We start from the raw sequence: 15,086 nt of genomic DNA on the forward strand, positions 1-15,086 counted from the left end.
AGTCCCCGGTAAAATACCGAGAACTCGCCGTTCAAAAAGCAGCTTAATAATTTGTCCAATTTTAAGGGTTCACTTCAAGCGCGCGTCTTTTTTAATTTCCAAAATTTCGTAGTATTGGATTCTTCCGGTTAAATAAACCTTTAACTATTCCTGATCCCAAACACAAAAAAAGCCTGGACAACTTGTCCAGGTCTGCGTGAATTTAAATGAACGTTATTGGCCGTCCTCCAACTGTAAGCGATGATCTTCAAACCACGTTTCCCATGGCTCAATTGGTGTTCCGTTTGCCAAATAGCTTTGATCAAGCTTAGTCATCAAACGAGAAAAATGTTCGCCGACGCGCTGTGTTAGGTAAGCCATTAGGTCTTTTTTATCGAAACGCGCACCACTCATCAAAATTTTATTAATTGCCGGAATATCGCCTTCACTTTGACTGGCCTCAAATACTTCAAGGTTATTCCAGCGAAATTGATCAATGTAAGCCGACATAAAATCCTGAATAGCGGTTTGTTTGGCCTGATCGCTTAAGGTTGTAAACTTTATACCTTCATCTGTCATCACACACACCTCTTTTCTGTCACTACTAAGTCTATTATAGTCCCGCCGGCACCAGATTGGACAAACTATTTCAAAGTTCATCTTTTAGCGGCCGTTTTCCAATTTTTTTAACCCAAATTTTAGTAACCGGATTACTGTATTCTCGCAGGGAGTGAGCCAAAAGTCGTCTTTGGGTTTACTGCGAAGCGTAGGGCCAACCCAATAACCGTAGTTAGGCACGTGAACCCAGACTTTTGGCCCACGTTCTAGAATAATGATCGGAAACAGTAAGAGGCTAGGACAAAAAGTCCTAGCCTCTTACTTAGAATTAAAACCTAGCTTAATTAATACTGCTCACCAATAAGCCAAAGGTAGCAATCAACTGAATTATACTTCTACTTTTTGAATCCAGCCTTCTGGCGCTTCTACATTACCAAACTGGATACCAGTTAACGTATCGTATAATTTTTTCGTAACTGGTCCAACTTCAGTTTCAGAATAGAAGACGTGCTTGTCATCACCGTTAGTAATACTTCCGATTGGTGAAATAACGGCCGCCGTTCCACAGGCTCCAGCTTCCTTAAACTGATCAAACTGATCAATGAAGACGTCGCCTTCTTTAGTACCTAAGCCCAAACGCTCTTTTGCCAAGTAGAGCAAGGAGTATTTAGTAACTGAAGGCAAGATTGAAGGCGATTTTGGTGTCAAGAATACGTTATCCTTTGTAATACCAAAGAAGTTTGCTGAACCAACTTCTTCGACTTTACGGTGTGAAACTGGATCAAGGTAGATACAATCACTGTAGCCATTCTCGTGAGCGTACTGGCCTGGGAACAAACTAGCAGCATAGTTACCACCAACTTTGTTAGCACCAGTACCTTTATGTGCGGCACGGTCATATTCAGAAGTGATGAAGGCCGTTGGTGTTAAACCACCCTTAAAGTAGTTCCCAACTGGCATCGCGAAAATTGAGAAAATGTATTCTTCTGCTGGATGAACACCAATGTTACCACCAACACCAACCATATAAGGACGCAAGTACAAAGTTGCACCGTTACCGTATGGTGGCACAAAGTCTTTATTTGCGACAACCGTTTGTTTAACAGCGTCGACAAATTTATCAACTGGATATTCGGGCATTAAAAGGCGTTCACATGAATGTGTCATTCGTTTAGCATTCTGTTCTGGACGGAATAAATTAACTTCACCATCTTTTGTCCGGTAAGCCTTTAAACCTTCAAAAACACCTTGACCGTAATGTAAAATGGTTGAACCTTCATTGATATGCAAATCTGGATCATCCGTTAAGCCTTCATTTTGCCACTTACCATCCTTATAATACGCACGAAAACGATAAGGTAAATTCATGTAGGTGAACCCTAAATTATTAAAATCAACATCTGCTGCACTAACTGACATATGTAAAACTCCCTTCAATAAATACTAAATTAAAAAATCAATGGTTTTTGTAAGCTAATTTTAATGTATAGTTTAGTAATAACTTTGGTTTTTGTCAAACTCAATCTTAGCTATTCTTGTTTAATTATGCGTTAACATTACTGCTATAGTCACATAATATCTAATATTTTAAATTTTATAATGTTTTTCATTTTATTTTGAATAAGATAGTTATTAAATGTACTAATTAGTAAATTAATTTTTGGCTAGTTTAATTTATCATTTACTTTAATCTAATTCTAATATAGAATTAGCGCTAATTAAACTAATTCACACTAACTAAAGGAAGTCTTTCAAATGAAAAAAGTTATCGCTACTAGCACTGCCCCAGCCGCGCTTGGCCCTTATTCACAAGCCGTTCTTGTTGATCAAACACTTTATGCTTCTGGTCAAATTGGCCTAAAACCAGAAACCGGCAGTTTAAATGGCGCGGATGTTACTAGCCAGACTAAACAAATCATGGCCAATATGGGCGCTGTTTTGACTGCAGCCGGTATGAATTACGCTGACGTGGTTAAAACAACTATTTTTCTGACCAACGTTGCCGATTTTACGGTTGTCAATGATCTATACGCAACCTACTTTACTGACGCTAAATTTCTACCAGCACGCTCAACCGTCCAAGTCGCAGCCTTACCTGATGACGCACTCATTGAAATTGAATACACTGCTACTAAATAGGAGTGTTTGAAAAAGCGGTTAGATTCCTGCGGTTAGCTACAGTAGGCGCTTTGGCCGTGCAACGGCCGAAGTGACTGCTGTAGCTAACCGCAGGAATCTGCTTTTTCAAACACGTTCACACCAAATTAATCAGATAAATACTAATAAGGACATTTTCCGACCTAGATTCTGAGGATTACTGACGTTGTCGATCGGACTAGGATGAACCGAAGTCCGAATCGCAGCCTAAACAGACGAATTAACTTTGAAAAAGGTGATTTGGCTGTTGTAGCTACTATTCCGCAACTGAGAATTATTAGCTAAGTACGCTAATAATTTTGATGCTTCATACGTTGTCCATTCAACTAAGGCGAAAACCGCCAAGTTGAAACATGGCAACCGCAGGAAGCTGCTTTTTCAAACACGCACACTAATTAGTTAGGAAAATCCTAATAAAGGTATTTCCTAAACACGAACTAATTTCTACAATTAAGGTTAACAATTTTCAAACGCGCTCTTAGAATAATTTTCAGAAATACCCCACTTTTTCTATGTAGGGTACACAGCCACACGTTCTTTGCCAAGTTTTAGTGTTTGAATCGGTTCGCGGTAAAATTTTGATAAGGTTGCTTCATTTAAAAGTTCTTGCCGACTACCTTTTTCGACAATCTCCCCATTTCGTAGTAAGAGCAGATTTTTAAAGCACGGTAATAACTCTTCTGTATAGTGTGAAACGAATAGTAACGCTGGGCTGTTCGGTTCGGCCGCAATTAATGCCACCCGTTGCAATAGTTGTTCCCGGGCAAATAAATCTAGACCATTACATGGTTCATCTAAAATTAGTAATTCCGGTTTTGCCATTAAGGCACGGGCTATCAATACTAGTTGGCGTTCACCTTGTGATAAGACACGGTAAGGCTTACCAATTAGACGTTTGCCACCCAAACGATTTAAAATCGTCTTGGCCTGATCCATTTCGGCCTCGGTATAGTGTTCGTAAACGCCAATACTGGCAAATTTTCCTGACAAAACAATACTTTCCACTAAATCACCTGGATGTAACCAATCCTGCAGGGCAGTACTTACCCAACCAATTTTTCGTTTTAATTCTGGAATTGAGGTATGTCCAAAAACACCACCAAGAACCTTTAGTTGCCCGCTAGTTGGCCAGATATCGCCGTGGATTAGTTTTAATAAAGTCGTCTTTCCCGCACCATTTAATCCTAGAATTGCCCAATTCTGTTTTTCATGAATTGTCCAGTCAATGTGTTTCAAGATAATATGGTCACCGCGTTCTAATGAAACATCCTTAAACGAAAGGATCTCGCCCATTAGGCCACCTCCTTTTGAGGTTCAACATAGTGTTGTTATTAAACCAACATGGTGTACAACATTTGATTGTCCTTTAAGTTAATGTAATGTGGGTCGAACATTGTTAGTCGATCCAACAAATCCGGTAATGTCGTTTTATCGCCTAATCGAACTCCAATTAGAACTGGCCCTTTACCGCGGTTAACTTTCTTTGTGTACTCAAATTTTGTAATATCGTCATCTGGTCCCAGAATTTCGTTAACAAATTCGCGCAAGGCTCCTGGTCGTTGAGGAAAATCAACGACAAAATAATGCTGGTAGCCTTCGAAGATTAAGGAGCGTTCCTCAATTTCCTGCATTCGGTTAATGTCGTTATTTCCACCGCTAATCACACAAACAACCGTTTTTCCGCGAACCTCATCTTGATACTGTTCCAAGGCAGAAACGCTTAAGGCTCCAGCCGGCTCAGCAACAATTGCCTCTTTGCTATATAAATCTAAAATAGTACTGCAAACTTGGCCCTCTGGCACAGCCAGCATATCATCAACGTAGGCCTTAACGTTAGCGTAGGTTAATTCGCCAACCGTACGAACGGCCGCGCCATCAACAAATTTCTCTAGTTCATTTAACGTTACTGGGTGGCCCACTTCCAAAGCCTTGGTCATTGACGCCGCACCTGCTGGTTCAACGCCAACAACTCGGGTTCGGGGACTAACTGCTTTAATGTAAGCCGCAGTCCCACTTAACAAACCGCCACCACCGACAGCGGCAAGAAAATAATCAACATTAACGTTTTGCTGCTCCGCATCGGCAAGTACTTCAACGGCCAAGGTTCCTTGACCGGCCATCGTTCGCTTATCATTAAATGGTGCAATAAAGGTCTGCTGCTTTTCCTGACAAAATTTTTCTGCCGCTTCAGCTGAAGCATCAAAAGTATCTCCGACCAACTTAATCGTTACGTCATCGCCACCAAAAAAGGCAACTTGGCTAACTTTTTGTTGTGGTGTCGTAGTTGGCATAAAAATCGTTGCTGGTACTTTCATATTATGACAAGTCCAAGCAACCCCTTGAGCATGGTTACCGGCGCTGGCATAGACAACTCCTTTTTCCCGTTCAGCTGCCGGTGTAGCGTGAATTGCGTAGTAGGCGCCACGGATTTTGAACGAACGTACGGCCTGTAAATCTTCACGTTTAAGGTAAACTTGACAATGATACTTCTGGGATAAATAGACATCATACTGTAACGGTGTGTGCCGAATAATTGGTGCCAACACCTCGTTTGCCTTTTCTACATCCTCTTTTGTCAATAAAGCTTGATCTGTCTTCGTTTTTAAATCCATTTTGCCACCATCCTTTCGTTCAAATTAAAAAGGAGTTGACTGAATAAAGGGTAAATTCCAAATCCAGAATCTACCTATTGAATGTGAGTTTAACAATCATTCCGCAACCATTTTTTAGTTAGGGAATGAACGTTTACTCGCCTTCAAGGCTTTATTTCAATCTCGTCCTTTCCGCTAGAGCTCACTTACCTACTTATCATAAAAGATCTTTTAGTTACTGTATTTATCAGCTTCCTTAACGAATGGCATCCGGGCACGTAGCTCTTCACCAACTTGGGATAATTGTGAATTCTCAGAACGTTCGCGTAATCTGTACAATTCTGGGAAACCGGCGCGGTAATCAGCCATAAAGTCTTTAGCAAACTTACCGTTTTGGATTTCTTTAGGAGCATCCTTCATAGCCTGCTTTGATTCTTTGCCGATGACTTTTGGTCCGACAACGTATGAACCATATTCAGATGTATTTGAACAATCACGATACATCTTATTGAAGCCACCTTCATAAATCAGGTCACAGATTAACTTCATTTCGTGTTCAACTTCAAAATAGGCCAATTGTGGTGAATAACCGGCTTCAGTTAAAACTTCAAAACCAGTTTCGATCAATGAAGTAACCCCGCCCATTAAGACATTTTGTTCACCGAATAAATCTTCATCGGTTTCTTCTTTGAAGGTTGTTTTCAAAAGTCCAGCACGAGCGGCGCCGTTAGCCTTAGCAAATTCTTTAGCCTTATCTTCGGCGTGTCCAGAAGCATCTTGGTAGTAACCATAAAGTGCGGGAACACCAAAACCTTCCATATATGTACGACGGCATAAGTTACCTGGTCCTTTAGGCGCCATGATAACAACGTCAACGTCTGCAGGTGGTACAATTTCTTTATAATAAACGTTAAAGCCATGTGAGAAACCAAGTGTGTTACCGGCCTCAAGGTAGGGCGCAACCTCTTCCTTATAAACGTCCGACATGACTTCATCAGGTGTTAGCATCTGAACCCAGTCGGCCTTTTTAGCGGCTTCGGCAACTGAATAAGTTGGAAAACCATCCTTTTTAGCCTTATCAAATGATTTACCTTGCCGAACACCTACAATAACGTCGACACCAGAATCCCGTAAGTTGTTTGCTTGGGCGTGACCTTGTGAGCCATAGCCCATAAATGCAACCGTTTGGCCAGCCATGTAATTCGTTGTAACGTCTTTGTCGTATAACATTTCTACTGTCATATAAAAAACCTCCATTTTTCTTGTCAATTCAGTAACCAAACCAATCTATTTATAACAAATTTCACTTTTCTTCCTATTATATAGATAAAAAGAAAAGGAAATGTGATACCACTTTTAACCAGATTTTTTGGGGATTAATCAGAAGTGCTTTCTGCCCGGGGAAAACCTGCAACCCCTGTTCGAACTAATTTTAAAATACCATATGGTTTCACTACGCGAAGCAATGCCGCAACCTTAGAACGTGTCCCCGTGATTTGCACCACCACGTCTACTGATGAAACATCCACAATAGCAGCCCGAAATGGTTGAATCATTGCCAGTAACTCCGCCCGCTTTTCAGGTAGTGCACTGATCTTGATTAAAACCAATTCTCGTTCAATGTGCGGAACATCGGTGATATCTTTAACTTCAAAAACATCAACTTGTTTCTCTAATTGGCGAAGTAACTGCGTACTGGCGGCCTTATCGGCTAAATAAACGGCCATTGTTACTCGTGAAACGGCCGGATCAACTACTGGACTAATTGAAATACTATCAATGTTGACCTGGCGACGATTAAGCGCACCAGTAAAACGATTTAAAACCCCTGGATTATTAGTCATCATACAAGTAAGTACCCGCCGCATTTACTTCACCCCAATCATTTGATCGTTAGATTTCCCTGGCGCAATCATCGGGAAAACTTGTTCTAGTGCTGGAATATCGGCCTCAATCAGCATTGCGTGTGGCGAACTAAAGGCTCGTTCTAACTCGGCCGCTACTGTTACTGGCGAAGTTACCTTTAAATGACGAAGTCCGTACGCGGCAGCAAGCTTCATGAAATCCGGTTGGTGATCAAAGACCGTTTGGGAACGGCGTTTTTCGTAAAATAAATCTTGCCATTGACGAACCATTCCAAGCGTCCCGTTGTTTAACAAAATAACTTTAACGTTGAGATCGTAAGCTGCTAAAACATCTAATTCTTCACTAGTCATCTGTAGCCCCCCATCGCCCACGAATAAGACAACGGTTTTATCTGGAGTGGCAAAGGCAGCACCAATCGCGGCTGGTAAACCAAAACCCATTGTTCCTAAACCACCACTAGTAATTAATTGTTGTGGTCGGCTAAAGGGGTAAAACTGGGCGGTCCACATTTGATGTTGCCCAACGTCGGTCACCACCGTAGCATCACCTTTGGTTAAACGACCAACTAATTCAATCACTCGTTGGGGTTTTAATTCAGTACTACTTTCTTGATAACTGTAGGGATGAGCGGCCTTTCTTTGCTGTAAAAGTTGTAGCCAAGTTTGATCGTGCGCTGGCTTCATTGGTTGTGCCAGGCAGTACTCTAAGGCCACCTTTGCATCGGCCACAATCGGATAATCCGCCGCAATCACTTTACCAAGTTCGGCCGGGTCAATATCAATGTGCGCAATCTTAGCATTTGGTGCAAACTGTTTTGGCGCCGTTGCTAAGCGATCATCAAACCGAGCACCAATACATAGAAGAAAATCACATTCGGTGAGTGCCATATTAGCGGTATAAGTGCCATGCATGCCACCCATTCCTAAAAATAGTGGTTCATCAGTTGGCATATCACCTAATCCTAATAAACTAGCAACAACTGGCAACTGAAAATCTTTACTGAATTTTCGCAATTCGGTACTCGCTTGGGCGGCCCCAATACCACCACCGGCAAGGATGACTGGTTTACTTGCTTGCCGTAAAGCAAGTAGCATTTCGTCCATTGCAGCTTGATCCAATGGCCGCTTTGCCTGATAACTGGTTAAATGAACTTGATCATCGGTAAGCTCCGTTACTTGTTCTTGTGTAACACTCTTGGGAAGGTCAACAACGACTGGCCCTTTCCGCCCAGTTGTTGCTACGCGAAACGCCTCAGCAACAATTCGGGGTAAATCGGCAACACGCCGTACTTGATAATTATTTTTGGTAACGGGCGCCGTCATACTCAGTACATCTGCTTCTTGAAAGGCATCCGTTCCAATGGCACCAACTCCAACTTGGCCAGTAAAGACAACAATTGGCGTTGAATCTGACATTGCGTTAGCTAGGCCAGTCATTGCGTTAGTTGCACCTGGTCCGCTAGTAACAAAGACAACGCCTGGTTTTCCGGTTACTTTCGCATAACCTTCAGCCGCATGAACTGCGCCCTGCTCGTGTCGAACCAAGATATTTTGAAATTTCATTTGGTACAACGCATCGTAAAGTGGAAGAACAGCCCCACCAGGATAACCAAACAACAGATTAACATTTTGCTTTTTCAAAGCCGTAAGTAAAACTGTCGCGCCAGTTTGTTGTTGAACATTGCTCTGTGTTTCTTTTTCTAACATCCACTCACCTCCTAAAACAATTGATTAAAATTCTATTAGAAATTATGTTATTCACTATACATTAGTTTTTGTGGTTGTCAACACCTTTTTAAAATAATTTTTAACTCATTTGGGAAAAATAAAAAGCGCCCGCCAAGATATTTAAAATCTTGAAGGACGCTTATTTGCGTGTTACCACCTCTATTCATAGCACCATTACTGGTACTACCTCTTCACGTGCAGCAATAAAAATAATTGCGATACGCTAGCGGGATAATGGTGGCAGCCAATAAACTTACTTAAATTTCGGTTCATCACTCGGGGAGGATTTTCTTAAGACGTCTGCTTGTTTCCTTTCACCTACTGAAACTCGCTTTAAGGCAGAACATCGAAATACTCTTTCCCGTCAACATGATTATTTATGGTGCTGAAATAAATCAACACATTTGCTTGGTTATTAATATACTTGTAGTAATCATGAATGTCAATTACTTTTTTACTTATTTTTGTTTTTGTTTATTCTTGCAGGTAGTTAAAAGGTCATACAGATCTATGTCCTTTCAAATACATTCGTGCTAAATCAGTCAAAATGGTTACTAGTACAATTTAGTTCCAGGTATTCGCTAATACTTTAGAAGTAATGGTCGTAATCCTTTTCGTAACCACAAATACTACAGTACTTAGTTGCCGGGGTTAGCGCGCCACAGTTAACGCAAAAACTTGTTGTGATATTAACCTGCCCTTGAATGGTGAAAAGCTGTTTACCACAATTACTACAGTAGACACCAGTTGGAACTTTCTGTTCACAGTGGGTACAAGTAACTAATTCAAATGCTGTTTTCATATTTTTAACCTCCTAGCGCGAACTTCGCGCACTCGAAACGTGCATGGCTGTAATCTTTTTGTAAGTTTATAAGTGCCTTCTTCTATTCAATTGTCAAAGGACAATCTAATTCAGAGAGCTTACGCCAACAAAAAAAGCGCCCACTGTGATCTTAGATAAGACCACAAGGACGCTTTCGCGTGTTACCACCTCTTGTTTTACATTTGCGTCTCCGCAAATGCCTCTGCCGCGCACATATAATTAAAAGCAGAATGTGACTTCTTTATAAAACCGATAAACCAGAAGGCAAACGAGCAAGCTCATTCTTCTAATTATTGATGCGTTGGTGCGATAATGGGCACTCCCAATCCCGCCTACTTCATTCAGCAGATAGCTCAAAGGTTACTTTCGTCACTTCCAGTACTGCCCCTCTCAGCTTACAGAGCTCTCTGTTTATCTACTGGAAATCACTACTCTTCCTCGTCAAAGCATTTAAATTAGATTAGCATTAAAAGTTAAAATAAATTTATCATGCATTAGTTACCTATGTCAAGCTGTTTTTAAAACTATTTCTAATAAAACAAAGTTGACAAACATTTTATAAGTGATAGTCTTCTAATCATTCGCACCACAAATTTTAATCTAAACGAATAAAATCTAATCTTCAGGAGATGGTTATCTATGAGCGACACCTTAAATTTCACAGTCACTGGTAAAGACATGCAGAAGCGTAGTGACGAAATTAAAGTCGGTGCTGATCGTGCCCCTGGTCGTAGTTTACTGTACGCAACTGGTCGGGTTAAGAACACTGACGACATGAAAAAGCCCTTTATTGCTATTTGCAATTCATATATTGAAATCGTTCCAGGACACATTCATTTACGTGAATTAGCCGAAATTGCTAAAAAGGCCATTCGCGAGGCCGGCGGTATTCCGTTTGAGTTTAATACCATCGGGGTTGATGATGGGATTGCCATGGGCCACATTGGCATGCGCTATTCGTTACCAAGTCGTGAGATCATTGCCGATTCAGCCGAAACAGTTATTAACGCCCATTGGTTTGATGGTGTCTTATACATGCCAAACTGTGACAAAATCAGTCCTGGCATGTTAATGGCCGCCGCCCGTACCAATGTGCCAGCCATTTTCTGTTCTGGTGGTCCAATGAAGGCAGGCCTTGATCCAAATGGACACGCTGTTACCCTTTCAAATATGTTCGAGGCCGTGGGTGCTTTTAAATCAGGCAAATTAAACAAGGATGACTTCCTTCAACTCGAGCAAAACGCCTGTCCAGGCTGTGGTTCTTGCGCCGGAATGTTCACCGCTAATTCAATGAATTGCCTGATGGAAGCGATGGGGATGGCATTACCTTATAACGGCACTGCACTCGCCGTTTCCGAGCAACGGCGGGACTTGATTCGCGCAGCTGCTAAACAGCTCATGACATTAGTGAAAAATAACGTCAAGCCACGGGATATTATGACCAAAGAAGCCTTCGATGATTGTATCGCACTTGACATGGCCATGGGCGGATCAACCAATACTGTTTTACATACATTAGCGATTGCACACGAAGCCGGCGTTAAATATAGCGAACGTGACGTCAACGCCATTGCTGAAAAGACACCATTCCTGGCCAAAATTGCCCCATCATCTTCTTGGACTATGGAAGACGTACACAACGCTGGGGGAATTCCGGTAATTCTGAATGAATTAATCGAAAAAGGTGGCATTTTACACCCAGATCGGCAAACCGTCACTGGTAAAACAATCCGGGAAAACGTTGCTGGTGCCTACACTAAAAATGAAGAGGTTATCCATCCCTTAAGCAATCCATATTCTAGCGAAGGTGGTCTATCTGTACTTTACGGTAACATTGCTAAAGATGGTTCCGTAATCAAAGTTGGTGGTGTTGATCCCGATATTCACGAATTTACCGGAACAGCAGTCTGCTTTGATTCCCACGATGATGCGGTTAATGGCATCGATGATGGTACCGTAAAAAAGGGTGACGTCGTTGTTATCCGTTACGAAGGTCCCAAAGGTGGTCCCGGCATGCCAGAAATGCTAAACCCAACTTCTGATTTAGTCGGGCGCGGACTTGGTCGCGATGTTGCCCTGATTACTGATGGTCGTTTCTCCGGTGCTACTCACGGAATTTGCGTTGGTCACGTTTCACCTGAGGCCGCTGAAGGCGGTGAAATTGCGCTAATCCATGACGGCGATCAAATCACGATTGATCTAAAAAACCGAACGCTAAACGTTGCCGTTTCCGCTGCTGAACTACACAACCGCCAAAAGGAATTAAAACCCTTTAAACCTAAAGTTACCACCGGCTACCTGGCTCGTTACACGGCCCTAGTAACCTCGGCCAACACTGGTGGCGTTATGAAGGATCCAAGTGAGATCATTGCCCTTGAAGAACAAGCTCGTCAGAATAAGCTCTAATTAGACTTAAATCTTTAATTGTAGGAGGCCCGTGCTAATGACAGAAACAAATACTGCAGATAACCTAAAAGACCGCATGTTAGACGCTTTAGAAACTGTCATTGATCCTGAATTAGGTTGTGATATTGTCAATCTTGGCCTGATTTACGGTCTGAGTATGACCGAAGATGGCGAATGTGCCGTCACGATGACGTTAACAACAATGGGCTGTCCAATCTCGGATATCCTTGAGCAAATGATTGATAACGCCCTTTCTATTATTCCAGAGGTTAAAAAGGTCAAAATCAACCTTGTCTGGTACCCAGCGTGGACAGTTGCAAAGATGAGTCGTTACGCCCGAATTTCATTAGGTGTTCATTATTAGTTGAACTTTGCGACCATTTTAAATTCTATTTTTAATATCAAAATAACAAAAAATTAATGACTTGAATTACGAAAGGAAGATGTATATGAAACATGCTGAAATGGTTGGTAATTGGGTGAGTAAGTGGTTTACCTGGCTAGTCGTAGCTGTGGCCGCGTTTAGTTTCTTTGTTCCTAGTATTGGAGTCGCAATCGCACCGCACACATCGCTATTATTAGGTATCGTCCTATTTGGAATGGGCCTAACGTTAACGCGTAAGGACTTTGCTAGAATATTTCGGCATCCGTGGCCTGTCTTCGCCGGTACAGTTGCCCACTACGTCATCATGCCCGGCATTGCCTACCTACTCTGCCTAATTTTTCACCTTAACGGACCAACTGCCGTCGGTGTTATCCTTGTTGGTTCTTGTCCAAGTGGAACGTCATCAAACGTTATGGCCTACCTTGCTGGTGGCGATGTTGCCTTAGATGTTTCGATTGGCATGTTATCAACATTGCTAGCGCCAATAATGTTACCAACACTTTTACTTCTTTACGCTGGTAATTGGGTGACCGTCCCTGCTACTTCACTTTTCCTTGGCGCTATTCGAATTGTTTTACTACCAATTTTCTTAGGCGTTTTGGTTCACACTATTTTCGGTAAAAGGATCGAGACCGTTAATCGCATCTTACCATTGGTTTCCCAAACTGCTATTTTATTAATTGTTGCTTCCGTTTTTGCAGCCAACCAAGCTCACTTATTTACCGCAGAAACTGCCTTGGTTATCCCAGTTGTAATCTTACATAACCTTTCCGGCTACGGGCTTGGCTTCTTATTCTCTAAGCTCATCCGCTTAAATGATCCTCAGAGAAAAGCAATTACTTTTGAAGTTGGTATGCACAAGATTCTGCCTTAGGGGCAACGCTGGCAATGAAGTACTTCCATCCAGCAGCCGCTATCCCTTCAACCATTTTCAGTATCTGGCATAATATTTCTGGCTCAATTCTTTCGACTTATTGGCGCAATAAATTAAATACTGATAAATCGGCGGAGCCAAAAACGACAAAGTTACAAGAAAATTAAGTAGCAATTAAGACGACTTCTGGTCGCTATTAATCCTTGATCGATACTCATTTGAAAAAGAAGTGGACACAAAAAATCGCAATCCGTCTGGCTAACAAGCACTAATTGGCTAGAATTTACGGATAAAGCAATCTTTTGGCCCACTTTTAATTTTTCTATCATTAAATGGTATTTATAGAATTGGTTTAATTAAATATAAATTGTAAACTGAGTATAACTTGAAGCAATCGATTAATTTTTAGGGGGCATTTGCGATGATCAATCAATCTATTAAAGAGCAAAAGCCTTCTTGGCGGCAAAACTTAACCTTTCTTTGGTTTGGCAACTTTATGACCGGAATGGGTTTTTCAATGACAATGCCCTTTTTACCACTTTTCATACAAACATTAGGTAATTTCAATAAATGGCAACTTAATCTTTACAGTGGCACAGCCTTTGCAATTACTTTTCTCGTAAAGGCAATTGTCTCACCATTTTGGGGAAAGTTAGCCGACGAACATGGCCGCAAAATCATGTGCTTGAGAGCAGCACTGGGAATGACCTTTACGATTACTGCTTGTGGTTTCGTACCTAATATTACAGTCTTAATTATTTTACGTGCCTTACAGGGCGGTTTCTCCGGCTACATTAATAACGCCAACGCGATTATTGCTGCCGCGGTCCCTCGGGAAAAAAGTGGCCAGGCAATGGGCACTTTGGCCACTGGAAACGTTGTTGGCACTTTGCTTGGCCCCTTACTAGGGGGCGTTTTGGCCGGCATTGCAGGCTATCGTAGCACCTTTTACGTCACTGGTGCATTAATGTTTATCGTCTTTTTAATGACACTATTTTTTGTTCACGAAAAATTTAGTCCTTTAGCTAAAGGGGATTTAACCCCAACACGCCAGGTTTTCCGTGAACTACGTTATCCAAAATTAATTACCGGAATGTTTATCACCACTTTAATTATTCAAGCGGCCAATATGTCAGTTACCCCAATTGTCAGCTTATTTGTTGGCGAATTATTGCATCACCACGGCCCAATTGCGCTTATTAGTGGCGTTGTTGCCGCCTTACCAGGCGTTGTAACCTTATTTGCCGCGCCATTGTTAGGCAAACTAAGCGATCACGTTGGGCCAGAACACGTTCTCCTTTTTGGCTTGCTATTTGCTACCGCCTGCTTTATACCAATGAGTTTTGTTCGTAACATCTGGCAATTTGGTGCCTTACGCCTATTAGTTGGGGTTTCTGATGCCGCGCTATTACCAGCCGTTCAGGCAATCATGACCCTTTATATTCCTAGCAAAGCCTTTGGTCGTTTATTTAGCTGGAATCAATCCTTTCAAGCGTTAGGCAGTGTTTCTGGACCAATGCTCGGTGCAGTTATTTCCAGCGTTAGTGATTATCGCGGTGTTTTTGCCATGACCGCAATTTTTGAGTTAATTAATTTCGGTTTACTCCTGCATGATACCCACGAACTCCGGCAAGATAAAAAACACCAGTCAGTTACGCTTAATAGTGATTAATATTAAAATAGTCTTGCAATTTTTTTACTAATTCTTAGAATTGTGTAT

12 protein-coding genes, 1 pseudogene and 1 other annotated feature are annotated in these 15,086 nt (G+C 41.7%); of the genes and pseudogenes, 5 read left to right on the top strand and 8 right to left on the bottom strand.

Annotated elements, in window-relative coordinates:
- Window positions 1-213 precede the first annotated feature (213 nt).
- Window positions 214-558 (bottom strand): hypothetical protein, encoded by a 345-nt coding sequence (locus tag EKM61_RS04110; protein ID WP_068226150.1) that lies wholly within the window; start codon window positions 556-558, stop codon window positions 214-216.
- A gap of 366 nt (window positions 559-924) precedes the next feature.
- A complete protein-coding gene (locus EKM61_RS04115) occupies window positions 925-1,956 on the bottom strand; it encodes a branched-chain amino acid aminotransferase (RefSeq protein WP_068226149.1) in 1,032 nt (343 codons plus the stop codon).
- Between the two features lie 336 nt (window positions 1,957-2,292).
- Between EKM61_RS04115 and EKM61_RS04120 the strand changes: the two genes are divergently transcribed.
- Window positions 2,293-2,676: a Rid family detoxifying hydrolase gene (locus EKM61_RS04120; protein ID WP_068226148.1), complete on the top strand. Its 384-nt coding sequence runs from the start codon at window positions 2,293-2,295 to the stop codon at window positions 2,674-2,676.
- Window positions 2,677-3,204: 528 nt separating this feature from the next.
- Here the strand turns inward: EKM61_RS04120 and EKM61_RS04125 are convergent.
- The 6 genes from EKM61_RS04125 to EKM61_RS04150 all read right to left on the bottom strand — a co-directional run bounded on the left by EKM61_RS04125 (window position 3,205) and on the right by EKM61_RS04150 (window position 9,680).
- Entirely contained in the window at window positions 3,205-3,987 is a 783-nt protein-coding gene (locus EKM61_RS04125) for an ABC transporter ATP-binding protein (RefSeq protein ID WP_068226147.1), read from the bottom strand.
- Window positions 3,988-4,025: 38 nt separating this feature from the next.
- Complete coding sequence (ilvA, locus tag EKM61_RS04130) at window positions 4,026-5,306, bottom strand: threonine ammonia-lyase IlvA (protein ID WP_068226146.1); 1,281 nt, start codon at window positions 5,304-5,306, stop codon at window positions 4,026-4,028.
- Window positions 5,307-5,516: 210 nt separating this feature from the next.
- On the bottom strand, window positions 5,517-6,554 hold the full coding sequence (ilvC, locus tag EKM61_RS04135; protein WP_318529168.1) for a ketol-acid reductoisomerase: 1,038 nt from the start codon (window positions 6,552-6,554) through the stop codon (window positions 5,517-5,519).
- Window positions 6,555-6,661: 107 nt separating this feature from the next.
- Complete coding sequence (gene ilvN, locus EKM61_RS04140) at window positions 6,662-7,153, bottom strand: acetolactate synthase small subunit (protein WP_068226144.1); 492 nt, start codon at window positions 7,151-7,153, stop codon at window positions 6,662-6,664.
- Window positions 7,154-8,857, bottom strand: coding sequence for a biosynthetic-type acetolactate synthase large subunit (ilvB, locus tag EKM61_RS04145; protein WP_068226143.1), 1,704 nt, complete (start codon window positions 8,855-8,857; stop codon window positions 7,154-7,156).
- A 149-nt stretch (window positions 8,858-9,006) separates the two neighbouring features.
- Window positions 9,007-9,255: a binding site (T-box leader), on the bottom strand.
- Between the two features lie 212 nt (window positions 9,256-9,467).
- The gene (locus tag EKM61_RS04150; RefSeq protein ID WP_068226142.1) at window positions 9,468-9,680 is read right to left on the bottom strand and encodes a hypothetical protein; all 213 of its coding nucleotides are present in this window, start codon (window positions 9,678-9,680) and stop codon (window positions 9,468-9,470) included.
- Window positions 9,681-10,340: 660 nt separating this feature from the next.
- Here EKM61_RS04150 and ilvD point away from each other — a divergent pair.
- The 4 genes and pseudogenes from ilvD to EKM61_RS04170 all read left to right on the top strand — a co-directional run bounded on the left by ilvD (window position 10,341) and on the right by EKM61_RS04170 (window position 15,038).
- Entirely contained in the window at window positions 10,341-12,107 is a 1,767-nt protein-coding gene (ilvD, locus tag EKM61_RS04155; protein WP_068226141.1) for a dihydroxy-acid dehydratase, read from the top strand.
- Between the two features lie 37 nt (window positions 12,108-12,144).
- A complete protein-coding gene (locus tag EKM61_RS04160; protein ID WP_068226140.1) occupies window positions 12,145-12,471 on the top strand; it encodes a metal-sulfur cluster assembly factor in 327 nt (108 codons plus the stop codon).
- 85 nt (window positions 12,472-12,556) lie between these two features.
- Window positions 12,557-13,533 (top strand): annotated as a pseudogene (locus EKM61_RS04165) (bile acid:sodium symporter family protein).
- Between the two features lie 254 nt (window positions 13,534-13,787).
- On the top strand, window positions 13,788-15,038 hold the full coding sequence (locus EKM61_RS04170; RefSeq protein ID WP_068226139.1) for an MFS transporter: 1,251 nt from the start codon (window positions 13,788-13,790) through the stop codon (window positions 15,036-15,038).
- The last annotated feature ends 48 nt before the right edge of the window (window positions 15,039-15,086 follow it).

This window comes from Loigolactobacillus backii, from assembly GCF_003946275.1.
Taxonomy (GTDB): Bacteria; Bacillota; Bacilli; order Lactobacillales; family Lactobacillaceae; genus Loigolactobacillus; species Loigolactobacillus backii.

Coding starts and splice junctions, on each gene's coding strand:
- EKM61_RS04115 (WP_068226149.1), bottom strand. CDS start 1,956: ATGTCAGTTAGTGCAGCAGATGTTGATTTTAATAATTTAGGGTTCACC.
- EKM61_RS04170 (WP_068226139.1), top strand. CDS start 13,788: ATGATCAATCAATCTATTAAAGAGCAAAAGCCTTCTTGGCGGCAAAAC.
- EKM61_RS04160 (WP_068226140.1), top strand. CDS start 12,145: ATGACAGAAACAAATACTGCAGATAACCTAAAAGACCGCATGTTAGAC.
- ilvN (WP_068226144.1), bottom strand. CDS start 7,153: ATGCGGCGGGTACTTACTTGTATGATGACTAATAATCCAGGGGTTTTA.
- EKM61_RS04125 (WP_068226147.1), bottom strand. CDS start 3,987: ATGGGCGAGATCCTTTCGTTTAAGGATGTTTCATTAGAACGCGGTGAC.
- EKM61_RS04120 (WP_068226148.1), top strand. CDS start 2,293: ATGAAAAAAGTTATCGCTACTAGCACTGCCCCAGCCGCGCTTGGCCCT.
- EKM61_RS04150 (WP_068226142.1), bottom strand. CDS start 9,680: ATGAAAACAGCATTTGAATTAGTTACTTGTACCCACTGTGAACAGAAA.
- EKM61_RS04110 (WP_068226150.1), bottom strand. CDS start 558: ATGACAGATGAAGGTATAAAGTTTACAACCTTAAGCGATCAGGCCAAA.
- ilvA (WP_068226146.1), bottom strand. CDS start 5,306: ATGGATTTAAAAACGAAGACAGATCAAGCTTTATTGACAAAAGAGGAT.
- ilvD (WP_068226141.1), top strand. CDS start 10,341: ATGAGCGACACCTTAAATTTCACAGTCACTGGTAAAGACATGCAGAAG.
- ilvB (WP_068226143.1), bottom strand. CDS start 8,857: ATGTTAGAAAAAGAAACACAGAGCAATGTTCAACAACAAACTGGCGCG.